The organism is Pseudomonas sp. PDM22 (genome assembly GCF_014851965.1).
GTDB lineage: Bacteria > Pseudomonadota > Gammaproteobacteria > Pseudomonadales > Pseudomonadaceae > Pseudomonas.
This window is the reverse complement of record NZ_JACVAR010000003.1, coordinates 532,219-552,800: the sequence shown is the minus strand read 5'-3', so window position 1 is coordinate 552,800 and position 20,582 is coordinate 532,219. Positions and strand designations below refer to the sequence as shown.

General features: G+C 64.1%; 21 protein-coding genes. 7 read left to right on the top strand and 14 right to left on the bottom strand.

The window, feature by feature from the left end; all coding sequences use genetic code 11:
* The first annotated feature begins 3 nt into the window (after nucleotides 1–3).
* From IB255_RS13495 to IB255_RS13470, 6 genes are read left to right on the top strand one after another with little or no spacing between them, the layout of a single operon-like run.
* Nucleotides 4–1,440: a mannose-1-phosphate guanylyltransferase/mannose-6-phosphate isomerase gene (locus tag IB255_RS13495; RefSeq protein ID WP_081518906.1), complete on the top strand. Its 1,437-nt coding sequence runs from the start codon at nucleotides 4–6 to the stop codon at nucleotides 1,438–1,440.
* Nucleotides 1,440–2,237 (top strand): ABC transporter permease, encoded by a 798-nt coding sequence (locus tag IB255_RS13490; RefSeq protein ID WP_192210485.1) that lies wholly within the window; start codon nucleotides 1,440–1,442, stop codon nucleotides 2,235–2,237. Before IB255_RS13495 ends, IB255_RS13490 begins: the two co-directional genes overlap by 1 nt.
* The gene (locus IB255_RS13485; protein ID WP_192210484.1) at nucleotides 2,237–3,499 is read left to right on the top strand and encodes an ABC transporter ATP-binding protein; all 1,263 of its coding nucleotides are present in this window, start codon (nucleotides 2,237–2,239) and stop codon (nucleotides 3,497–3,499) included. Before IB255_RS13490 ends, IB255_RS13485 begins: the two co-directional genes overlap by 1 nt.
* Complete coding sequence (locus tag IB255_RS13480; protein WP_192210533.1) at nucleotides 3,496–4,872, top strand: glycosyltransferase family 4 protein; 1,377 nt, start codon at nucleotides 3,496–3,498, stop codon at nucleotides 4,870–4,872. Before IB255_RS13485 ends, IB255_RS13480 begins: the two co-directional genes overlap by 4 nt.
* Before the next feature lies 1 nt (nucleotide 4,873).
* Complete coding sequence (locus IB255_RS13475) at nucleotides 4,874–6,007, top strand: glycosyltransferase family 4 protein (RefSeq protein WP_192210483.1); 1,134 nt, start codon at nucleotides 4,874–4,876, stop codon at nucleotides 6,005–6,007.
* Nucleotides 6,008–7,165: a glycosyltransferase family 4 protein gene (locus tag IB255_RS13470; protein ID WP_192210482.1), complete on the top strand. Its 1,158-nt coding sequence runs from the start codon at nucleotides 6,008–6,010 to the stop codon at nucleotides 7,163–7,165.
* A gap of 72 nt (nucleotides 7,166–7,237) precedes the next feature.
* On the opposite strand, the gene IB255_RS13465 is transcribed toward IB255_RS13470, so the two are convergent.
* From IB255_RS13465 to IB255_RS13415, 11 genes are all read right to left on the bottom strand, one after another.
* Nucleotides 7,238–7,444 carry a DUF1127 domain-containing protein gene (locus tag IB255_RS13465; protein ID WP_015474893.1) on the bottom strand — a complete coding sequence of 69 codons (207 nt, stop codon included), beginning with the start codon at nucleotides 7,442–7,444 and terminating at the stop codon, nucleotides 7,238–7,240.
* Between the two features lie 31 nt (nucleotides 7,445–7,475).
* Complete coding sequence (locus tag IB255_RS13460) at nucleotides 7,476–7,769, bottom strand: hypothetical protein (protein WP_192210481.1); 294 nt, start codon at nucleotides 7,767–7,769, stop codon at nucleotides 7,476–7,478.
* 32 nt (nucleotides 7,770–7,801) lie between these two features.
* On the bottom strand, nucleotides 7,802–9,298 hold the full coding sequence (locus IB255_RS13455) for an acetyl-CoA hydrolase/transferase family protein (RefSeq protein WP_192210480.1): 1,497 nt from the start codon (nucleotides 9,296–9,298) through the stop codon (nucleotides 7,802–7,804).
* A 187-nt stretch (nucleotides 9,299–9,485) separates the two neighbouring features.
* The gene (locus IB255_RS13450; RefSeq protein WP_081518899.1) at nucleotides 9,486–10,922 is read right to left on the bottom strand and encodes an NAD(P)(+) transhydrogenase (Re/Si-specific) subunit beta; all 1,437 of its coding nucleotides are present in this window, start codon (nucleotides 10,920–10,922) and stop codon (nucleotides 9,486–9,488) included.
* Nucleotide 10,923: 1 nt separating this feature from the next.
* Nucleotides 10,924–11,238, bottom strand: coding sequence for an NAD(P) transhydrogenase subunit alpha (locus IB255_RS13445; RefSeq protein ID WP_015474896.1), 315 nt, complete (start codon nucleotides 11,236–11,238; stop codon nucleotides 10,924–10,926).
* A 62-nt stretch (nucleotides 11,239–11,300) separates the two neighbouring features.
* The gene (locus tag IB255_RS13440) at nucleotides 11,301–12,419 is read right to left on the bottom strand and encodes a Re/Si-specific NAD(P)(+) transhydrogenase subunit alpha (protein WP_192210479.1); all 1,119 of its coding nucleotides are present in this window, start codon (nucleotides 12,417–12,419) and stop codon (nucleotides 11,301–11,303) included.
* 614 nt (nucleotides 12,420–13,033) lie between these two features.
* Nucleotides 13,034–13,669, bottom strand: coding sequence for an SCO family protein (locus tag IB255_RS13435; RefSeq protein WP_081518897.1), 636 nt, complete (start codon nucleotides 13,667–13,669; stop codon nucleotides 13,034–13,036).
* Nucleotides 13,670–13,749: 80 nt separating this feature from the next.
* On the bottom strand, nucleotides 13,750–14,652 hold the full coding sequence (cyoE, locus tag IB255_RS13430; protein WP_081518896.1) for a heme o synthase: 903 nt from the start codon (nucleotides 14,650–14,652) through the stop codon (nucleotides 13,750–13,752).
* 74 nt (nucleotides 14,653–14,726) lie between these two features.
* Complete coding sequence (locus tag IB255_RS13425) at nucleotides 14,727–15,800, bottom strand: COX15/CtaA family protein (RefSeq protein WP_081518895.1); 1,074 nt, start codon at nucleotides 15,798–15,800, stop codon at nucleotides 14,727–14,729.
* Nucleotides 15,801–15,852: 52 nt separating this feature from the next.
* Nucleotides 15,853–16,416: a hypothetical protein gene (locus IB255_RS13420; RefSeq protein WP_081518894.1), complete on the bottom strand. Its 564-nt coding sequence runs from the start codon at nucleotides 16,414–16,416 to the stop codon at nucleotides 15,853–15,855.
* Complete coding sequence (locus IB255_RS13415; protein WP_081518893.1) at nucleotides 16,394–17,173, bottom strand: SURF1 family protein; 780 nt, start codon at nucleotides 17,171–17,173, stop codon at nucleotides 16,394–16,396. Before IB255_RS13415 ends, IB255_RS13420 begins: the two co-directional genes overlap by 23 nt.
* Nucleotides 17,174–17,217: 44 nt before the next feature.
* Here IB255_RS13415 and IB255_RS13410 point away from each other — a divergent pair, with 44 nt between their 5' ends.
* Nucleotides 17,218–17,427 carry a twin transmembrane helix small protein gene (locus tag IB255_RS13410; RefSeq protein WP_015474903.1) on the top strand — a complete coding sequence of 70 codons (210 nt, stop codon included), beginning with the start codon at nucleotides 17,218–17,220 and terminating at the stop codon, nucleotides 17,425–17,427.
* A gap of 39 nt (nucleotides 17,428–17,466) precedes the next feature.
* On the opposite strand, the gene IB255_RS13405 is transcribed toward IB255_RS13410, so the two are convergent.
* Genes IB255_RS13405 through ctaD form a run of 3 tightly spaced genes read right to left on the bottom strand, consistent with a single transcriptional unit; the run spans nucleotide 17,467 to nucleotide 20,582 of the window.
* A complete protein-coding gene (locus tag IB255_RS13405) occupies nucleotides 17,467–18,354 on the bottom strand; it encodes a cytochrome c oxidase subunit 3 (protein WP_081518892.1) in 888 nt (295 codons plus the stop codon).
* A gap of 22 nt (nucleotides 18,355–18,376) precedes the next feature.
* Entirely contained in the window at nucleotides 18,377–18,934 is a 558-nt protein-coding gene (locus IB255_RS13400; protein WP_192210478.1) for a cytochrome c oxidase assembly protein, read from the bottom strand.
* 52 nt (nucleotides 18,935–18,986) lie between these two features.
* Nucleotides 18,987–20,582 (bottom strand): cytochrome c oxidase subunit I, encoded by a 1,596-nt coding sequence (gene ctaD, locus IB255_RS13395; RefSeq protein ID WP_081518890.1) that lies wholly within the window; start codon nucleotides 20,580–20,582, stop codon nucleotides 18,987–18,989.

Genomic DNA, 20,582 nt, shown 5'->3' with positions numbered 1-20,582 from the left:
TTCATGCTCGTCCCTGTCATCCTTTCCGGTGGAGCCGGCACCCGGCTGTGGCCGGTCTCCCGTGAGGGGCAGCCCAAGCCGTTCATGGCAATGCCCGACGGGCAATCGCTGCTGAGCAAGACTTACCGGCGCGCCGCCAGCCTGCTGGGGGCGGACGGACACATCGTCACGGTGACCAACCGTGACTACTACTTCCAGAGCAAGGATCATTTCCAGTCGGCCAAGCTGCGCCAGCGCGGCCACTTCATCCTTGAACCGGCTGGTCGCAACACCGCGCCGGCCATCGCAGTTGCCGCCCTGGCGCTGCGTGCCCTGCATGGCGATGACGTGACCATGGTGGTCATGCCGGCGGATCACCTGATCCGTGATGTCGAGACCTTCGGCCGCTGCGTCGAGCACGCTGTGGAGCTGGCCGAGGCGGGGCAGCTGGTGACTTTCGGTGTGGTGCCCAACGCGCCGGAAACCGGCTTCGGCTACATCGAAATGGGCGATGCGCTGGATACCAAGGGTGGCAGCCGCGTGAAGCGCTTCGTCGAGAAGCCCGACCTGGATACCGCCAAGGGCTTCCTGCAGGCCGGCACCTTCCTGTGGAACTCCGGCATGTTCTGCTTCACCGTCGGGACCTTCATCAGCGAGCTGGAGAAGTACGCGCCGCAGATGCTTGAACTGGCCATCGGTTGCCAGATGGCCAGCCAGCCGGCCGAATTCGGCAACCTAGTGCAGCAGGAGCTGCCTTCGGAGCACTTCTGCGCGCTGGAGGACATTTCCATCGACTACGCGCTGATGGAGCGCTCCGACCGCGTTGCCGTGATTCCGGCCGCGTTCGACTGGAGCGACATCGGTTCCTGGACCGCCATGAGCTCGCTGGTGGAGGCGGATGCCAACAACAATCGGGCGACGGGCAACGCCATCTTCGTCGACAGCAAGAACAACTACGTGCAGAGCGAAGATCGTCTGATCGCCACCGTCGGGGTGGAAGGGCTGATCGTGGTCGAGACGGCGGACGCGATTCTGGTCGCCAACGCCGACCGCGCGCAGGACGTACGCAAGGTGGTCAAGCAGCTCAAGGACACCGAGAACGAGGCCTACCGCCTGCATCGTACCGTCAGCCGTCCCTGGGGTACCTACACCGTCCTCGAGGAAGGCCCGCGCTTCAAGATCAAGCGCATCGTGGTCAAGGCCGGCGCGGCGCTGTCGCTGCAGATGCACCACCACCGCAGCGAACACTGGGTCGTCGTGCAGGGCATGGCCAAGGTTACCAACGGCGAGTCCGTGCGGTTGGTCAACAGCAACGAGTCCACCTACATCCCAGCGGGCCACCGCCATCGCCTGGAGAACCCAGGCGTGATCGACCTGGTGATGATCGAGGTGCAGAGCGGCGAATACCTGGGTGAGGACGATATCGTCCGCTTCGAGGATATCTACGGCAGGATCGTCTGATGTCGCTGAGCAGTCTGAAAGGCACCTGGCAGTACCGCGGTTTCATCGTGGGCAGTGTGCGGCGGGAGTTCGAGTCGCGTTATCGCGGCTCGTTGCTCGGGGCGGCCTGGACCATCCTCAACCCTCTGGCGATGATCCTGGTGTATACCGTGATCTTCTCCGAGGTAATGCGTGCGCGCCTGCCGGGCGTGGACGAAAAGATGGCCTATAGCGTGTTTCTCTGCGCGGGGCTGCTGACCTGGGGGTTGTTCTCCGAAGTGGTCAGCCGCTGCCTGAACATGTTCCTCGAGAACGCCAACCTGCTGAAGAAACTGAGCTTCCCGCGCCTTTGCCTGCCGGTGGTGAGCGTCTGCAGCGCGACGCTCAATTTCGCCATCATCTTCGCCTTGTTCCTCGGCTTCCTGCTCATCACCGGGCGCCTGCCCGGCGTCGCACTACTGTCGTTCCCACTGCTGCTGGCGCTGCAATTGATGTTCGCCGTCGGCCTGGGCATGCTGGTCGGCGTGCTCAACGTGTTCTTCCGCGATGTGGGGCAGCTGTTCGGGATTCTCCTGCAGTTCTGGTTCTGGCTCACGCCCATCGTCTACCCGCTGACTATCCTCCCCGAATCCATCGGCCGGCTGGTGCAGCTCAATCCGCTGACCGGCCTGATGCAGGCCTACCAGAATCTGTTTCTCCACAGCCAGTGGCCGCAGCTCTCGCAGTTGCTGCCAGTGACGGTGTCCGGCGTGCTTCTGTGCGTGCTCGCCATGGCGTTGTACCGCGCACGCGCCGGTGAAATGGTGGACGAACTCTGATGGGCCATATTCGTATTCAGCAACTGGGCAAGGCCTATCGTCAGTACCCCAAGCGCTGGTCGCGTCTGGTCGAGTGGGTCGCTCCCGGCGGCAAGCCGCGGCATCACAAGCACTGGGTGCTGCAGAACATCTCCCTGGAGATCGAGCCGGGCGAGGCGGTCGGTATCGTCGGCTCCAATGGCGCCGGCAAGAGTACCCTGCTCAAGATCATCACCGGCACCACGCAGCCCACCAGTGGCACCTGCGAGGTGGGGGGGACGGTATCTGCTCTGCTCGAGCTGGGCATGGGCTTCCATCCTGAGTTCACTGGCCGGCAGAACGTCTACATGGCTGCACAACTGCTCGGCCTGCAGCGCGACGAGATCGACACGCTGTTCCCGCAGATCGAGGCCTTCGCCGAAATCGGCGACGCCATCGACCAGCCGGTGCGTACCTACTCCAGCGGCATGCAGATGCGCCTGGCGTTCAGCGTGGCCACTGCGCGGCGCCCGGATGTGCTGATCATCGACGAGGCCCTGTCGGTCGGCGATTCGTATTTCCAGCACAAGAGCTTCGAGCGTATCCGCAGCTTCCGTCGCGCCGGCACCACGCTGCTGATAGTTTCCCATGACCGCTTCTCCATCCAGTCGATCTGCGATCGCGCGGTGCTGCTGGAGTTCGGCCAGGTGGCGATGCAGGGCGATCCGGAAATGGTCATGGACTACTACCACGCGCGGATGGGCGAGGGGCTCAACCACCTCGTGCGCCAGGAGATGCTGGCCAACGGCAAGGCCCGGACCATCTCCGGCACCGGCGAGGCCGAGATCGAATCGGTACGGCTGCTGGACGCCGCTGGCAAGGACATCGATCTGGTTGAGGTTGGCCATGACGTCGTGCTGGAAGTCGGTGTGCGGGTCTGTCAGGACGTCGATCGACTGGTGCTTGGCTTCATGCTCAAGGACCGGCTCGGACAGGCGATGTATGGCATCAACTCGCACCGCCTCAAGCAAGTGCAGAAGGGGTTGAAGGCCGGAGACCGGCTGGTCTACCGCTACGCCTTCCCCATGCGACTGGGGGCCGGCAACTATTCGGTGTCGCTGAGCCTTTCACGGCTCGACTCGCACCTGGACGGCAACTACGAGTGGCGGGACTGCGCGATGATCTTCCATGTGGTCAACAGCACGCGCGAGAACTTCATCGGCTATTCCTGGCTGGATGCCCGCGCCAGCATCGAGCACTTCCCCAGTGATTCCCTGGTCCACCGCAGTGGAGAGCACTCCTGATGCGCCTGCTCGTCGAATGCACCTACGTCTTCGAACACCCCCACGTGAACTCCGGCATCCAGCGTGTGGTGCGCAACGTGATTCGTCATCTGGAAGATGCCGAGGACGGGGTGGAATGCATTCCGGTGGCCTTCATCAACGGCCGCATGCATCGGGTACTGCACCTGGCGCCGCTGTCGACCGAGGAGCTGCCCTGGCACAGCCGCATGAAGATCGCCCTGGAGCAGATGCGCAATGACTATTGGGTAAGGCATGCGAGCCTGGAGCGCCGCTGGCCGATGAGCCGCTACCACAACGCGCGCCGTGCCCTCTACGTGGCGTGCAAGATTGCCAGCCTGGCGATTACCCTGCCTCTGCGCTTCGCCATGCTTGCCTCGCGCGGCCACGTGGTACCGGAGCGCCTGGAACCCATGGAGATCCAGCCCGGCGACCAGCTGCTGCTGCTCGATTCGTCCTGGCACGCCGACTTCTTCCCGGTAGCCGAAAAGCTCAAGGCCGAGGGCGTCGGGATGATTTCGGTGATCTACGACCTGATCCCCTGTACCCATCCGCAGTTCTGCGACGCCGGACTGGTGAAGGTGTTCGACCGCTGGTTCGACTGGATCGTCGAAATGGCGGACGGCTTCATCTGCATTTCCACCACCATCCGCGACCAGGTGCGCGCCGAGATCGTGCGCCGTCGCGGCGAAGAGGTTGCCCAGGGCCTGTGGTTCGAGCATTTCTACCTCGGCTCGGAACTGGACCTGGTGGACGACGCCGCGCAGCTGGACGGCAAGCTGGTGCAGATGTTCGAGGACGGCGCGCCGGTCTACCTGATGGTCAGCACCATCGAGCCGCGCAAGAACCACGCGTACCTGCTTGATGCCTTCGAGCGGCTGTGGGCGGCCGGCTCTTCCGCGCGGCTATGCATCATCGGTCGCTACGGCTGGAAGTGCGAAAGCCTGATGGCGCGCATCCGTGGCCACGAAGAGCTGAACAAGCGTCTGTTCATGTTCAACAAGCTCAATGACCGCGGCCTCGAGTACGCCTACGCCAACGCCCGCTCCCTGGTCTTCCCCTCCTACGTCGAAGGTTTCGGCCTTCCGCTGGTGGAAGCCATGCAACGTCACCTGCCGGTGATGGCCAGCGACATTCCGGTGTTCCGCGAAGTGGGCGGCGACTTCGTGGCCTACTTCGATCTGCAGCGCCCGGAGACCCTGGCCGAGCTGGTGCAGGAGTTCGAAGGCAGCGATCGCTTCCCGGCAACCCGTGCTACCGCGGACTGGAGCTGGCTGACCTGGCGCGATGCCAGCCGGCAGCTGGTCAGCCGTGTGCTGGGCGCGTTGAACCTGCGCAAGCTGGCGCAGCCGCGGCCTGAAGTGGAAGTGGGTTAGCGTGCACGTTGCGCTGAACGCCCGCATCCTTCAGGCACCGAGAACCGGTATCGGCCAGTATGTGTCGTCCCTGACCCAGGCTTTGCAGGCGCAGGCGGAAGTCAGCCTGCAGCTGTTCCTGGGTCGTCAGTGGGCGATTGAGCTGCCGCCTGCCTCGATGCCTGGTTATTCCCGCCGTGCCGCGCTGGCCAAGCGGGTGCCCGGTGCCTACCGCATTCGCCGCTGGCTGGAGCAGGGCAACTTCGATCGCGGGCTGCGTCAACGCTCGATCGACCTTTACCACGAGCCCAGCCTGTGGCCGCTGGAGTTCGATGGGCCGATGGTCATGACCCTTCACGACCTGACGCATGTGCACTACCCGCACACCCAGCCCGCCGACCGCCTGGCCGAAATCGAACGCCATGTCGGCCGCGGCGTCGAGCGCGCACAGTTCGTACTGACAGACTCCGAGCATGTCGCCGGAGAGGTCCGTCGTCATTTCGCACTACCTGAAGAGCGTGTGCTGGTGGCGCCGCTGGGATATGCGCCGCGCTTTCGCCCTCGCTCGGAAGAGGAGCTGGCGAACACGCTGGCGTCGTTTGGATTGTCCGCAGGGCATTACCTGATCTGTGTCGGTACGCTGGAGCCACGCAAGAACCTTCAGCTGGCGCTTCGGGCTCATGCCTTGCTGCCGGCGTCGCTGCGCACGCGCCTGCCTTTGGTGATAGTCGGAATGCCAGGCTGGCGCAGCGAAGGGCTCGATGAGACGCTGGATATCGCCGTGAAAGGTGGCTGGGCAAAGGTGCTGGGCTACCAGAGTGACGAAGTGCTGGCGCAGTTGCTGGCCGGGGCGAAGGCCCTGCTCTTCCCCTCGCTGTACGAAGGCTTCGGCCTGCCCGTGCTGGAGGCGATGGCCAGTGGCGTGCCGGTACTACTGACTCGAACCTCCTCGCTGCCGGAAGTGGCGGGGGAGGCGGGCATCTATGTCGATGCCCATGATCCGCAGGAGATGTGTTCCGCCCTGCAGGAGCTGGTGGACGACTCTTCTCTCAGGCAACGCTGCCGGGCGCTGGGACTCGAGAGGGCCCGGGACTTCAGCTGGCAGCGATGCGCCCGGATAACCAGCGAAGCCTACCGGAAGGCTGTAGGAGGCTGAATGCGCGTACTCCACTTCTTCAAGACCTATCTGCCGGACTCCGTGGGGGGCATCGAGCAGGTGATCAACCAGCTCTGCCGTACCGGGCGGCATCACGGAATCGAACACCAGGTTCTCACCCTGAGTCCGAGCCCCGAACCTGCGGAGCTGATGGTCGACGGGCATCGCGTCTACCGGGCGCGCCTCGATCTGCAACTGGCGTCCACCGGCTTCTCCTACAGCGTCGTGCCGCAGTTCCGTCGGCTGGCGGCAGAAGCGGACATCATCAACTTTCACTTCCCCTGGCCGTTCATGGATGTGGTGCACCTGCTGGCGGGCATCGACAAGCCGACGGTGGTGACCTACCACTCGGACATCGTTCGACAGCGGTACCTGTTCAAGCTGTATCAGCCGCTGATGCACCGTTTCCTCGGCAGCGTGGACCGCATCGTCGCGGCCTCGCCCAACTACCTCGGCTCCAGCGAGACCCTGCGCCGCTACCAGCACAAGGCAGAAGTCATTCCCTACGGGCTGGACAAGCACGCGTACCCGCTTCCTTCCGAGGAGTGCACGGCACGCTGGCGCCGCGAGGTAGGGGAACAGTTCTTCCTGTTCGTCGGTGTGATGCGCTACTACAAGGGCCTGCACATCCTGCTGGAAGCCGTGCAGGGCACCGGGTATCCAGTGGTGATCGTCGGCGCCGGGCCACTGGAACAGCAGTTGAAGGCGCAGGCGGCGGCGCTGGGCGTCGAGTCCCACGTGCGTTTCGTCGGGCGTGTCAGCGAAGAGGACAAGGTCGCCCTGCTGCAGCTGTCGCGGGCGATCGTCTTCCCCTCGCACCTGCGCTCGGAAGCCTTCGGCATCTCCTTGCTGGAAGGCGCCATGTACGGCAAGCCGATGATTTCCAGCGAGATTGGTACTGGAACCAGCTTCATCAATGCCAACGGGCTGACCGGCCTGGTGGTGCCACCGAGCGATCCCCTGGCGTTCCGTCAGGCGATGAGATGGTGTTGGGACAATCCGGAAGCGGCAGCAGAAATGGGACGGCACGCGGAAGCGCGCTATCAGGAGCTGTTCACGGCGGAGGCGATGGGGCGTGTCTGGGCAGATCTGTATCGCAATCTGCTGGACGAAAGGGCAGAGAAGGAAGGGCTGTTGCCCGAAGGTCGCTCTGGCTGAGCGACCGGGGCAACGAACTTACCAGTACAGTTATGGCGAGCCTGGAGAGTATGGCTCAGTTGTACTGTTGAATCAGCGCCAGAACGGCTTGTTCAGTTCGGCGTAACGCTGGGCTTCGCTGATGCCGGCGTCGGCCAGCAGGCGGGAGTCCAGGCGGGCCAGCTGACGGCGGCTTTCCATGCGGCGCTGCCACAGGCGAACGGTGCCGACGAGGCCACGGTGGGCGCTGGAGGTGCTACGGGTAGTGCTCAGAGCTGCGGAACCGAGGGTACGTTCCATGGTGGTCATCCTTCTCGCTTGTGGCGAGTAGTCAGTTGCTGAATGGATTGAGCATATGATCTGACTTTTTGGTCAGGGATGACAGGTACAGTTGCACTGTATTGCGGCTGGTCAGGTGATTGTAATTTTGAACTGTAATGGTCTTTTTCGGGGCTAACTGTACCGTTGCGCTCCATTCTGGTGCGCAATTGGTAGGCGTCTGAGGTTTTTCGAGGCTGCCGGCCAGGGTGGCGACGGGGGAAGCTGAACAGTTGGAGCGGGATAAAAATCTGTTCAGGAGTGTTTTTACGTGGTTTTTTTCCGGCTGTAAACCCTTGCGGGCCATTCATTGCTGAATGACCCGCAAAGCGTCTGGAATCAGCTCGCCGCCAGCATGTGCCCGCGTTCTTCCAGGTTGATATGCCACTCCAGGGCCTCGCGCAGGATGTGCGGGGTATGGCCGCCGCGCTCGCAGGCGGCATCGAAGTAACTGTTCAGGGCGTCGCGGTAGGACGGGTGCACACAGTTGTCGATGATCACCCGCGCGCGTTCGCGCGGTGCCAGGCCACGCAGGTCGGCCAGGCCGACCTCGGTGACGAGGATGTCCACGTCGTGCTCGGTGTGGTCGACGTGGCTGACCATCGGCACCACGCTGGAGATGTTGCCGCCCTTGGCGATGGACTTGGTGACGAAGATGGCCAGGTGCGCGTTGCGGGCGAAGTCGCCCGAGCCGCCGATGCCGTTCATCATCTTGGTGCCGCCCACGTGGGTGGAGTTCACGTTGCCGTAGATGTCGAATTCCAGCGCGGTGTTGATGCCGATGATGCCTAAGCGACGGACCACTTCGGGGTGGTTGGAGATTTCCTGCGGGCGCAGTACCAGCTTGTCCTTGTAGCGCTCCAGGTTGCCGAACACGTCGGCGTTGCGGCGGGTCGACAGGGTGATGGAGCTGCCCGAGGCGAAGCGCAGCTTGCCGGCGTCGATCAGGTCGAAGGTCGAGTCCTGCAGTACTTCGGAGTACATGGTCAGGTTCTCGAAGGGCGACTCGATCAGGCCGCACATCACCGCGTTGGCGATGCTGCCGATGCCGGCCTGCAGCGGGCCGAGGCTGTTGCTCATGCGGCCGGCGTCCACTTCACGCTTGAAGAAGTCGATCAGGTGGTTGGCGATACCCTGGGTTTCATCGTCCGGCGGCAGCACGGTGGACGGGGAGTCTGCCTGGTCGTTGACGACGATGGCGACGATCTTTTCCGCCGGGATCGGGATGGCGGTGCTGCCGATGCGGTCGTCGACCTTGGTCAGCGGGATCGGTGTGCGGGTCGGGCGGTAGGTTGGGATATAGATGTCGTGCAGGCCTTCCAGGTTGGTGTTGTGCGCGACGTTGATCTCGACGATCACCTGCTTGGCGAAGATCGCGAAGCTGGCCGAGTTGCCCACTGAGGTGGTCGGCACGATGTGGCCTTCCTCGGTGATAGCGACGGCTTCGATGACGGCGATGTCCGGCAGCTTGAGCTGGTGATTGCGCAGCTGCTCGACGGTTTCGGAGAGGTGCTGGTCGATGAACATCACGTCGCCGGCGTTGATCGCCTTGCGCAGGGTGCTGTCGACCTGGAAGGGCATGCGACGGGCCAGCACGCCAGCTTCGGTGAGCTGCTTGTCGAGGTCGTTGCCCAGGCTGGCGCCGGTCATCAGGCTGATGCGCAGCGGCTCCTGCTTGGCGCGCTCGGCGAGGGCCTTGGGTACGGCTTTGGCTTCGCCGGCGCGGGTGAAACCGCTCATGCCGACGGTCATGCCGTCCTTGATAAGGGCCGCGGCCTGGTCGGCAGTCATCACCTTGTCCAACAGGGAGGACATACGCACGCGATCACGGAACATGGGAAAACCTCGGGCAGTAGGAAGTGCGAGGCCGCCAGTCTAGGGACTCGGCGATTTTTGGCTCTTATACCAAGGTCGAAAAATCGCCCGGCCGGTTGCCTTCTTACTACCAAAGTTCAGGACATTTCCCTTTGCCGGAAAGCAAGACACCGGCGCGAGGCCGGTGTCTTGTGGATCGACGGTCGTCTTATTCGACGGCCTTGACCATGTCTTCGATGACTTTCTTGGCGTCGCCGAAGACCATCATGGTCTTGTCCAGGTAGAACAGTTCGTTGTCCAGGCCGGCGTAGCCGCTGGCCATCGAGCGCTTGTTGACGATCACGGTCTTGGCCTTGTAGGCCTCGAGGATCGGCATGCCGGCGATCGGCGACTTCGGATCGTTCTTCGCGGCCGGGTTCACCACATCGTTGGCGCCCAGTACCAGCACCACGTCGGTCTGGCCGAACTCGGAGTTGATGTCTTCCATCTCGAACACCTGCTCGTAAGGCACTTCGGCCTCGGCCAGCAGGACGTTCATGTGGCCCGGCATACGGCCGGCAACCGGGTGGATGGCGAACTTCACGTTGACGCCGCGATGGGTCAGCTTCTCGGCCAGTTCCATCAGCGCGTGCTGGGCACGGGCCACCGCCAGGCCATAGCCGGGGACGATGATCACGCTGTCGGCGTTGGTCAGCAGGAAGGAGGCGTCGTCGGCCGAACCGGATTTCACCGGGCGGGCTTCTTTCGCACCTGCCGGGCCGCCAGCGTCCGCTTCGGCGCCGAAGCCACCGAGGATGACGTTGAAGAACGAGCGGTTCATCGCCTTGCACATGATGTAGGAGAGGATCGCGCCCGAAGAGCCCACCAGGGAACCGGCGATGATCAGCATCGAGTTGTTCAGCGAGAAGCCGATACCTGCCGCGGCCCAGCCGGAGTAGGAGTTCAGCATCGACACGACGACCGGCATGTCGGCGCCGCCGATCGGGATGATGATCAGCACGCCGAGGATGAAGGCCAGGGCCAGCATCACGACGAAGGCGGTGAGGTTACCGGTGAACATGAACAGCAGGCCCAGGCCCAGGGTGGTCAGGCCCAGCACCAGGTTGAGCATGTGCTGGCCGGTGAACTGCACCGGGGCGCCCTGGAACAGGCGGAACTTGTACTTGCCCGACAGCTTGCCGAAGGCGATCACCGAACCGGAGAAGGTGATGGCGCCGATGGCCGCGCCGAGGAACAGCTCCAGGCGGTTACCGGTCGGAATGGTGTCGCCCAGGTTCTGCACGATGCCCAGCGACTGCGGCTCGACTACGGCGGCGATGGCGATGAACACGGCGGCCAGGCCGATCATGCTGTGCATGAAGGCGACCAGTTCCGGCATCTTGGTCATCTCGACGCGCTTGGCCATGATCGAACCGGCGGTGCCGCCGACCAGCAGACCGATGATCACGTAGACGATGCCGGTAGTGGCGATCTCGCTGCTGATCTTGAACACCAGGGCTACGGTGGTCAGCGCGGCGATGGCCATGCCGATCATGCCGAACAGGTTGCCGCGACGCGACGTGGTCGGGTGCGACAGGCCTTTCAGGGCCTGGATGAAGCAGACCGAGGCGATGAGGTAGAGGAGGGTGACGAGGTTCATGCTCATGTCAGTGCTTCTCCGCCTTCGGCGCTTTCTTCTTGAACATTTCCAGCATGCGGCGGGTGACCAGGAAGCCACCGAACACATTCACTGCAGCCAGGGCCACGGCCAGGGTGCCCATGGCCTTGCCCAGCGGGGTGACGGTCAGGGCGGCGGCCAGCATGGCGCCGACGATCACGATGGCCGAGATGGCGTTGGTCACTGCCATCAGCGGGGTGTGCAGGGCAGGGGTGACGTTCCAGACCACGTGGTAGCCGACGTAGATCGCCAGCACGAAGATGATCAGGTTGTAGATGCCGTGGGAGATCAGCATGTCTTCCATAGTTTCTCACCGGTCTTCAGGGCCGGACGCGGGGTCCGGCGCGTTCTTATATAAGAAGGGCTTCAGCCGTTCTTGCGCACGATCTGGCCATCACGGCACATCAGGCACGCGGCGACGATGTCGTCTTCCATGTTTACCGTGAAGCCGTCGGCGGTCAGGGTGAGCTTGAGGAAGTCGAGCAGGTTGCGTGCATAGAGTGCGGAGGCGTCTGCCGGCACCAGCGCGGCCAGGTTGCTCAGGCCGACGATGGTTACGCCGTGCTTGACCACGACCTGGTCGGCCTCGGTCAGCGGGCAGTTGCCGCCCTGGGATGCCGCGAGGTCGATGACCACCGAGCCCGGCTTCATTTCGGCGACAGTCGCTTCATGCAGCAGGGTCGGTGCCTTGCGGCCCGGAATCAGTGCGGTGGTGATGACGATGTCGGACTGCTTGGCGCGCTCGTGCACGGCCTTGGCCTGGCGCTCCATCCACGAGGCCGGCATCGGGCGGGCGTAGCCGCCAACGCCTTCGGCGCACTCGCGCTCCTCGTCGGTCTCGTAGGGCACGTCGACGAACTTGGCGCCCAGGGACTCGATCTGCTCCTTCACCGCCGGGCGTACGTCCGACGCTTCGATCACCGCACCCAGGCGCTTGGCCGTGGCGATGGCCTGCAGGCCGGCAACACCGGCGCCGAGGATCAGCACGCGGGCGGCCTTAACGGTGCCGGCAGCGGTCATCAGCATGGGCATGAAGCGCGGGTAGTGGTGGGCAGCGAGCAACACGGCCTTGTAGCCGGCGATGTTGGCCTGGGAGGAGAGCACGTCCAGGCTCTGCGCGCGGGAAGTACGCGGCGCGGCCTCGAGGGCGAAGGCGGTGACGCCGCGTTCGGCCATGCGGGCGATGTTCTCGTTGTTGAACGGGTTGAGCATGCCGATCAGCACGGTACCCGGCTTCATCTGCGCCAACTCGCTTTCGCTGGGCGCGACAACCTTCAGCACAAGCTCCGAACCGTAGGCATCGGCGGCAGTGCCGATCTTCGCGCCAACGGCTTCGTAGGCGGCATCCGGCTGGCTGGCGCTGACGCCCGCACCGCTCTGAATGACGACCTGATGGCCCTGCCCGATCAGTTTCTTGACCGTCTCCGGCGTTGCTGCGACCCGCGTCTCACCGCCTTGGGTCTCGAGGGGTACACCGATCTGCACTTGCAAATCTCCTGCGTGATCCTGGGATTGTCCGGGCTACTACGTTGGCGACCCGGGTTATCTAACTGGCAACGGTCTAATTCTTGTTCTGTGACCGGGCTGTGACCCGGTGGCCGCGGCATTGTGCAATCGAACCTGGAGGGCATCAAGAAGTTCTGGAGTGGTACGAAGCGATAACTACAAGTCACGTTTGGACCCGTAGTTTTCCGGTCACCACCGAGCCCGCGTGGGCCCTGGTGTTTAGCCTAATTGCCTATTGTGACCGGACGGAAATGCCATCCTCGCCGTGAATGACCCCCCATCAGAGGCTCCCCATGCCCACCGAAAGGCCCGGTAATCCTGCAACAGGCTCAGGCATAGGTGTTAATTAATGTTTCTAATATGGAGTATGAGTCATTCCTGATGCCTGATTTCCTGTAGCAGATTTTTTACATTGACTACGGGGTCAGGAATTCCATCAGGAAGCTTCAAGGCCGCGTGTTACACCGCGCCAGAGCCCTGAGAAGAGGTTTAGCAGAAAGTTCGGATTTGTCCGCGGAAAGCGGGAATGACACGGAAAAAACAACGGCCACCCTTATAGGGTGGCCGCTGGGGGTGAGACACGGTGTCGCGGGTCAGTGGCTGGCGCCGACTACGCCGGGAAGCTGGGCGACCAGCTTGTCGTTGTGCAGCGGGGCGCGGATGAAGCCGTGCTGGGTGTTGTCCGGGCCGATGATGACCAGGTTGCCGCTGTGGTCGACGGTGTAGTTGGGCTTGCTGGTGTCGGCCGGGATGTAGGGGATGCTCATGGCGTTGGCCAGCTTCTGCACGTTCTCTTCCGAGCCGGTGATGCCCTTGAAGCCAGCATTGAAGAAGCCGAGGTATTCCTTGATGCGCGGCGCGGTATCGCGGTGCGGGTCGACGCTGACGAACACCACCTGCAGGTTCTTCGCCACTTCCGGCGGCAGCTTGCTCTGCAGTTCGCGCAGTTGCGCCAGGGTGGTGGGGCAGACGTCCGGGCAGAAGGTGTAGCCGAAGAACAGCAGGGACCACTTGTCCTTCAGGCTGGCGGTCTGGAACGGCTGGCCGTCCTGGTCGGTGAAGGCGAGGTCGGGGACGCTGCGGGTTTGCGGCAGGATCACGATGCCGGCGTCGAGCAGCACGGTCGGATCGAGCTGGTGGCGCTGGTTGAGCACCTTCTGGACGGTGAGGCCGAGGATCAGGGCGACGATGGCGACGAGGATGAAGACGGTCTTGTTGACTCGGGACATGGGGTTCTCGTGGGTCGGGACGTCTGGGCGAGCGCCGGGTTCGCGGGGCCGCTCCTTAGGAGCGAGCCCGCGAACCAGCCTCAGTAGTTCAGGTGCAGCGGCAGGTAGTGGTCCACCAGCAGCGCGATGAACAGCAGGAACAGGTAGGCGATAGAGTACTTGAAGGTCTTGATCGCCGCATGGGGTCGGCTGCCGCAGTAGAGCGCCCAGGCCCAGTCGAGGAAGCGCGCGCCCAGGGCCAGTGCGGCGAGCAGATAGACCAGCCCGGCCATGTGGATGGCGAAGGGCATCAGCGTCACGGCGAACAGCACCAGGGTATAGAGCAGGATATGCAGCTTGGTGTAGTGCTCGCCATGGGTTACCGGCAGCATCGGGATGTCGGCCTTGGCGTATTCGTCCTTGCGGTGCAGGCACAGCGCCCAGAAGTGCGGTGGGGTCCAGGCGAAGATGATCAGCACCAGCAGCAGCGGTTCGGCAGAAATCTGCCCGGTCACCGCGACCCAGCCCAGCAGCGGCGGGGCGGCCCCGGCGAGGCCGCCGATGACGATGTTCTGCGGCGTGGCGCGTTTGAGGAAGCCGGTGTAGAGGGCCGCGTAGCCGAGCAGCGAAGCCAGCGTCAGCCAGGCCGTCAGCTCATTGGTGAACACCAGCAGCACGGCCATCCCGGCCACCGACAGCAGCATGGCAAAGCCCAGCGCGATGGGCGGCGAGACGCGTCCTTCGGCCAGCGGGCGCTTGTGGGTGCGCGCCATGATCGAGTCGATGCGCCGGTCCACCACGTGGTTCACTGCTGCCGCGCCGCCGGCGCACAGGCCGATGCCGAGGTTGCCGAAGACCAGCACCTGCCAGGGCACCCCGGCCTTGGTGGCGAGCAGCATGCCGATCAGCGAGGTGATCAGCATGAGCAGGACCACCTTGGGCTTGGTCAGTTCGAGCAGGTCGCGCCAGCTGGCTTGGCTGGAAGTGCTGATGACGCTGGCCATGGGCATTTCTCCTGACTTCTTCATAGGGGGACCGGCGCGCCGTGGCGCCGGCCATCGTGCTCAACCGTGCAATGTCACCCCTGTGAGGGATAGGCCACCGGGCGCTCCAGGGCATCCAGGGTGATCGGGCTGCTGGCAGGCAGCTCGACGTGTTTCGCTGCGGGTGCGCGCACCCGGTAATTCACCAGTACCAGCATCAGCAGCAGGAACGCGCCGCCGCCGTTGTGCGCCACCGCTACCGGCAGCGGCAGGTGCAGCAGCACGTTGCTGATGCCGAGGCCGATCTGCAGGGACAGCCCCAGCAGCATCAGTGCAGTAATGCCTATCAGGCCGTGGTGCTGGAGGTTCCAGGCCAGCAGCAGGATCACCGCGGTCACGCACAGCGCGCCCATGCGGTGGGTCATGTGGATGGCCGTGCGGGCGTCGCTGTCGAGCTGGCCGCCGAGGTAGTTCGGGCCGATGTGCTGGGTGAGGTGGAAGCCGTTGGCGAAGTCCATGTTCGGCCACCACTCGCCGTGGCACATCGGCAGGTCGATGCAGGCCACTGCTGCGTAGTTGCTGCTGACCCAGCCGCCGAGGGCGATCTGCCCGATCACCATCAGCAGGGCCAGGGCCGCCAGTGCGCGCAGCTTCGAAGGCAACTGCAGCGGGGCGAAGGCGCCGGACAGGCGCAGGCTGAGCAGGAACAGCAGCGACAGTGTGGTGAATCCGCCCAGCAGGTGCGCGGTGACCACCTGTGGCCAGAGCTTGAGGGTGACCGTCCACATGCCGAACGCCGCCTGGGCGATCACCACTGCGAGCAGCACCAGCGGCAGGCGCATCGGTTGGCCGTCGCGGCCGCGGCGCACCAGTGCATGCACCGCCAACCCGAGAATCAGCAGGCCGAGGCTGCCGGCGAAGTAGCGGTGGATCATCTCGTTCCAGCCCTTCTGCGCCTCCACCGGCGAGTCGGGGAAGTGCATTTCGGCGTGGGCCAGTTGCGCCTCGTTCAGCGGCACGTGGACGAAGCCGTAGCAGCCGGGCCAGTCCGGGCAGCCAAGACCGGCGTGGGTCAGGCGGGTATAGGCGCCCAGCAGGATGACCACGAAAGCCAGCGCCGTGGCCAGCACGGCGAGGTAGAAGGCGGGTTTGCGTCTTGCCTGGATCATGCGTCGCTCCCGATCTTGTTGTTGTCGTGGGGCTGGCGATGTCTCGACCGGCTTAACCGATGTTCGAAAGTTTCAGCAGCAGCTGCAGGTCCTTGAGGATCGACTTGCCGTTGGCCTTGGCGTCGTAGCGCAGCACCAGGTTGCCATGGGGGTCGACGATCCACAGTTGCGGCTGGGCGCCGGTGTGCTGGTTGGGTGTCAGGCCCAGGCGCTGCAGTCGCGGGTAGTCCTTGTCGAGCAGGCCGGTGAACTCGGCCGGCAGCGGCTTGGCGAAGGCCAGCGCGTGTTCGGCGCGACTGGCTTCGCGGCCCAGGCCGATGTTGATCTGGCGCGCCAGGTAGACCAGTTGCTGGCAGTCGCTGGTACAGGTTGCCGGTGCGGTCACCAGCAGTTGCCACTGGTCGCTGGGCTTGTCGTCCTGCACGCCGAGATCGGCCGGGGTCTGCCCGGTGGCGATCAGGTCGCCGTGGTAGCTGCGGCCGTCCGGCACCCAGAACTGCAGCTTGTACATGGCGGTGGCGAGCAGCATCGGCCCCAGCACCATGCCGAGGATCAGCAGCAGTTGCACACGCCCGCGGCGGCGGGCAGTGGAGTCAGGCAGAGTCATGGCGGTCATGGTCGAAGGTCTCCCGTGCGCGACGGATGCCGAGGTAGAGGTAAAGGGCGGAAAGCGCGATGGCCAGGGCGAACCACTGCACGGCGTAGCCGACGTGGCGCTCCGGCGGCATGGCGACGATCGGCCAGTCGGTGTCGAAGGCGGCGTCGCCGGGCTCCAGGCGGATTTCCAGCGGGCTGCCTTCGCGGCCGAGCTGGTCCCACAGGAACGGGGCGTCCACCTGGGTGATCAGGCGTGGCCAGCCGGCGAGCGGAGCGCTCGGGCCGGCGGCCAATGGGGTGTAGGTCCAAGCGTCCAGCAGCAGGTCGTGGCTGGGCGTATCGATCTTCGGCGGCACGCGGCGGTCGGGCCAGGGCACCCAGCCGCGATTGACCAGCAGCCACTGGTGGCCGACGCGGTCGAAGAAGGGCTGCAGCACCTCGACGCCCGCCTGGCCGTTGCGGGTGCGGTTGTCGAGCAGGGCGGTGTGCTCGGCGTCGAGCTGGCCTTGCAGGCGCACTCGAACATAGCTGCGCGGCGGTTGGCGCTCGAGCTCGGCGATGCTGATCGGGTCCTGCTGGCGCTGCACTTCGGCAGCGGCGAGGAGGGTGCGTTTTTCGGCGGCGCGCGACAGTTGCCAGAAGCCCAGGCCGATCAGCACCGGCAGCAGTGCGAGGACCACCAGGGTCGGCGCGATACCGGGCCGGAAGGCGCGTGTGGCGCGGCCTTCCTGTGCCGGATCGGGCCGGTGCTCAGATGCGTGCTGGCTATACTGCAAGACATCCCCCTCAACCCCAGTCCCCTGCGGACAGGAGGCCGGTAGTGCTCAAAGCTGCGATCGTTCTGTTGTTGCTGGCGACCGTCGTCAGTCTGTTCAGTGGCCTGTTCTTTCTGGTCAAGGACGAGGGCCATGGTTCTCGGGTGGTCAACGCGCTGACCGTGCGTGTCACCCTGACTGCCCTGACCGTCGCTCTCATCGCCTGGGGTTTCTTCAGCGGCCAACTCGGCAGCTCCGCCCCCTGGCACTTCTGATCTCAAAAAGGCGCGGGCCAAGGCCCGCGCCACCGCGCTTCACAGCACGTAAACGAAGATGAACAGCCCGATCCACACCACGTCGACGAAGTGCCAGTACCAGCTGGCCGCCTCGAAGCCGAAGTGTTTGTCGGCGTCGAAGTGCCCGCGGATGATGCGGATCAGCATGATGCTCAGCATGATTGCGCCAATGGTCACGTGGGCGCCGTGGAAGCCGGTGAGCATGAAGAAGGTTGCGCCGTAGATACCCGAGCCCAGGGTCAGGCCCAGCTCGCTATAGGCCTCGTGGTACTCGTAGGCCTGCAGCACGATGAAGCAGGCCCCCAGCGCCACGGTCGCCGCCAGCCACATCTTCAGCGGGCCGCGATGGTTCTTCTTCAGCGCGTGGTGGGCGAAGGTCACGGTGAAGCTGGAGGTGACCAGCAGCAGGGTGTTGATCAGCGGCAGCTTCCACGGATCGATCACTTCCTTGGGCGGCGGGAACAGCTTGTTGTCCGGGTTGTTGAGCTGTGGCCAGCCGGTTTCGAACTGCGGCCAGAGCATGTGCGAGATGCCATGGTGACCTTCGCCGCCCAGCCATGGGTTGACGAAGTGGCGCACGTAGAACAGCGCGCCGAAGAAGGCGGCGAAGAACATCACCTCCGAGAAGATGAACCAGCTCATGCCCCAGCGGAACGAGCGGTCCATCTGCGGGCTGTAGAGCCCGCCGCGGCTTTCCTGAATGACGTTGCCGAACCAGCCGAACAGCATGTACGCCAGGATCAGTCCGCCGGCGAAGAAGATCCAAGGGCCGTGGGAGTGTTCCTTGCCGGCGCTCATGTCGTTCATCCAGGTGCCGACGCCAAACATCGTCACCAGCATGCCGATGGTGGCGATGATCGGCCACTTGCTCTGCGCGGGGACGTAATAGGGATCGTGGGTTGCCATCTCTCTTGTTCTCCTTTGCCCTTCAGCGCTCGTTACTGGCCACGGGTGGCTTGCGGGCAGTGATGTCGAACAGCGTGTAAGCAAGCGTCAGGTGACGCACATCCTTGGGCAGGTCGCGGTCGACGATGAAGCGCACCGGCATTTCGATACGCTCGCCCGGCTGCAGGACCTGCTGGGTGAAGCAGAAGCATTCGGTCTTGTGGAAGTAGGTGGCTGCCACCGACGGCGCGATGCTCGGGATCGCCTGGGCGGTCATCGGCTTGTCGGTGGGGTTGTAGGCGACGAACAGCATCTGGTTCACCGCGCCGGGATGCACCACCAGCTGCTCGGCCTCGGGATGGAATTCCCAGACCATGTCGATGTTGTTGTTGGCGACGAACTGGATCTTCACCTCGCGCGACTGATCGACCACCTGGCCATCGCCCTGGTAGGCGCTGCCGGAGGTCTTGCCGTTGATGCCCAGTGCCTTGCACATCACGTCGTACAGCGGCACCAGGGCGAAGCCGAAGGCGAACATGGCGACCACGGCTATGACCAGCCGGGTCACCAGCTTGCGCGTTTCGATGTTGCTGTCGCTCATGGCTTGCTCCTCCACCGCGGGAACGGCCGATGCCGTTCCCGCCGCTGTGGGTTCACTTCACTTCCGGAGGCGTGCTGAAGGTGTGGTACGGCGCCGGCGAGGGAATGGTCCACTCCAGACCTTCCGCGCCATCCCACGGCTTCGCCGGTGCCGGCTTGCCGCCCTTGATGCACTTGATGACGATGAACAGGAACAGCAGCTGCGTGGTGCCGAACATGAAGGCGCCGATGGACGAGACCATGTTGAAGTCGGCGAACTGCAGGTTGTAGTCAGGAATCCGCCGCGGCATGCCGGCAAGCCCGACGAAGTGCATCGGGAAGAACGCCAGGTTCATGCCGATGAAGCTCATCCAGAAGTGCAGCTTGCCCAGGGTCTCGTCGTACATGTGGCCGGTCCACTTCGGCAGCCAGTAGTAGGCCGAGGCGAAGATGCCGAAGATCGCGCCGGGCACCAGCACGTAGTGGAAGTGCGCCACCACGAAGTAGGTGTCCTGGTACTGGAAGTCCGCCGGGGCGATGGCCAGCATCAGCCCGGAGAAGCCGCCGATGGTGAACAGGATGACGAAGGCCACGGCGAACAGCATCGGCGTCTCGAAGGTCAGCGAGCCTTGCCACATGGTCGACGCCCAGTTGAACACCTTCACCCCGGTGGGCACGGCGATCAGCATGGTCGCGTACATGAAGAACAGCTCGCCCACCAGCGGGATGCCCACCACGAACATGTGGTGCGCCCACACGACGAACGACAGGAAGGCGATCGAGGCGGTGGCGTAGACCATCGAGGTGTAGCCGAACAGCGGCTTGCGGCTGAAGGCCGGGATGATCGAGCTGACGGCGCCGAACGCCGGCAGGATCATGATGTACACCTCGGGGTGGCCGAAGAACCAGAACACGTGCTGGAACAGCACCGGGTCGCCGCCGCCCGCCGCGCTGAAGAAGCTGGTGCCGAAGTGGATGTCCATCAGCATCATCGTCACGCAACCTGCCAGCACCGGCATCACCGCGATCAGCAGGAAGGCGGTGATCAGCCAGGTCCAGACGAACAGCGGCATCTTCATCAGCGTCATGCCCGGTGCGCGCAGGTTGAGGATGGTGGCGATCACGTTGATCGCGCCCATGATCGAACTCATGCCCATCAGGTGGATGGCGAAGATGAAGAAGGTCACGCTGTGCGGCGCGAAGGTCGTCGACAACGGCGCGTAGAAGGTCCAGCCGAAGTTCGGGCCGCCGCCGGGCATGAACAGGGTGCTCACCAGCAGGCCGAACGCCGCCGGCAGCAGCCAGAAGCTGAAGTTGTTCATGCGCGGCAGGGCCATGTCCGGCGCGCCGATCATCAGCGGCACCATCCAGTTGGCCAGGCCGACGAAGGCCGGCATCACTGCACCGAAGACCATCACCAGGCCGTGCATGGTGGTCATCTGGTTGAAGAACGCCGGCTCGACGATCTGCAGGCCCGGCTGGAACAGTTCCGCGCGGATCACCATGGCGAAGGAGCCGCCGAGCAGGAAGGCGCAGAAGCTGAACCACAGGTACAGCGTGCCGATGTCCTTGTGGTTGGTGGTCAGTACCCAGCGCATCAGGCCCTTGGCGGGGCCGTGGTGGTGGTCGCCGGCGTGAGAATGGTCGGGGTGATCGATCACTGTACTCAT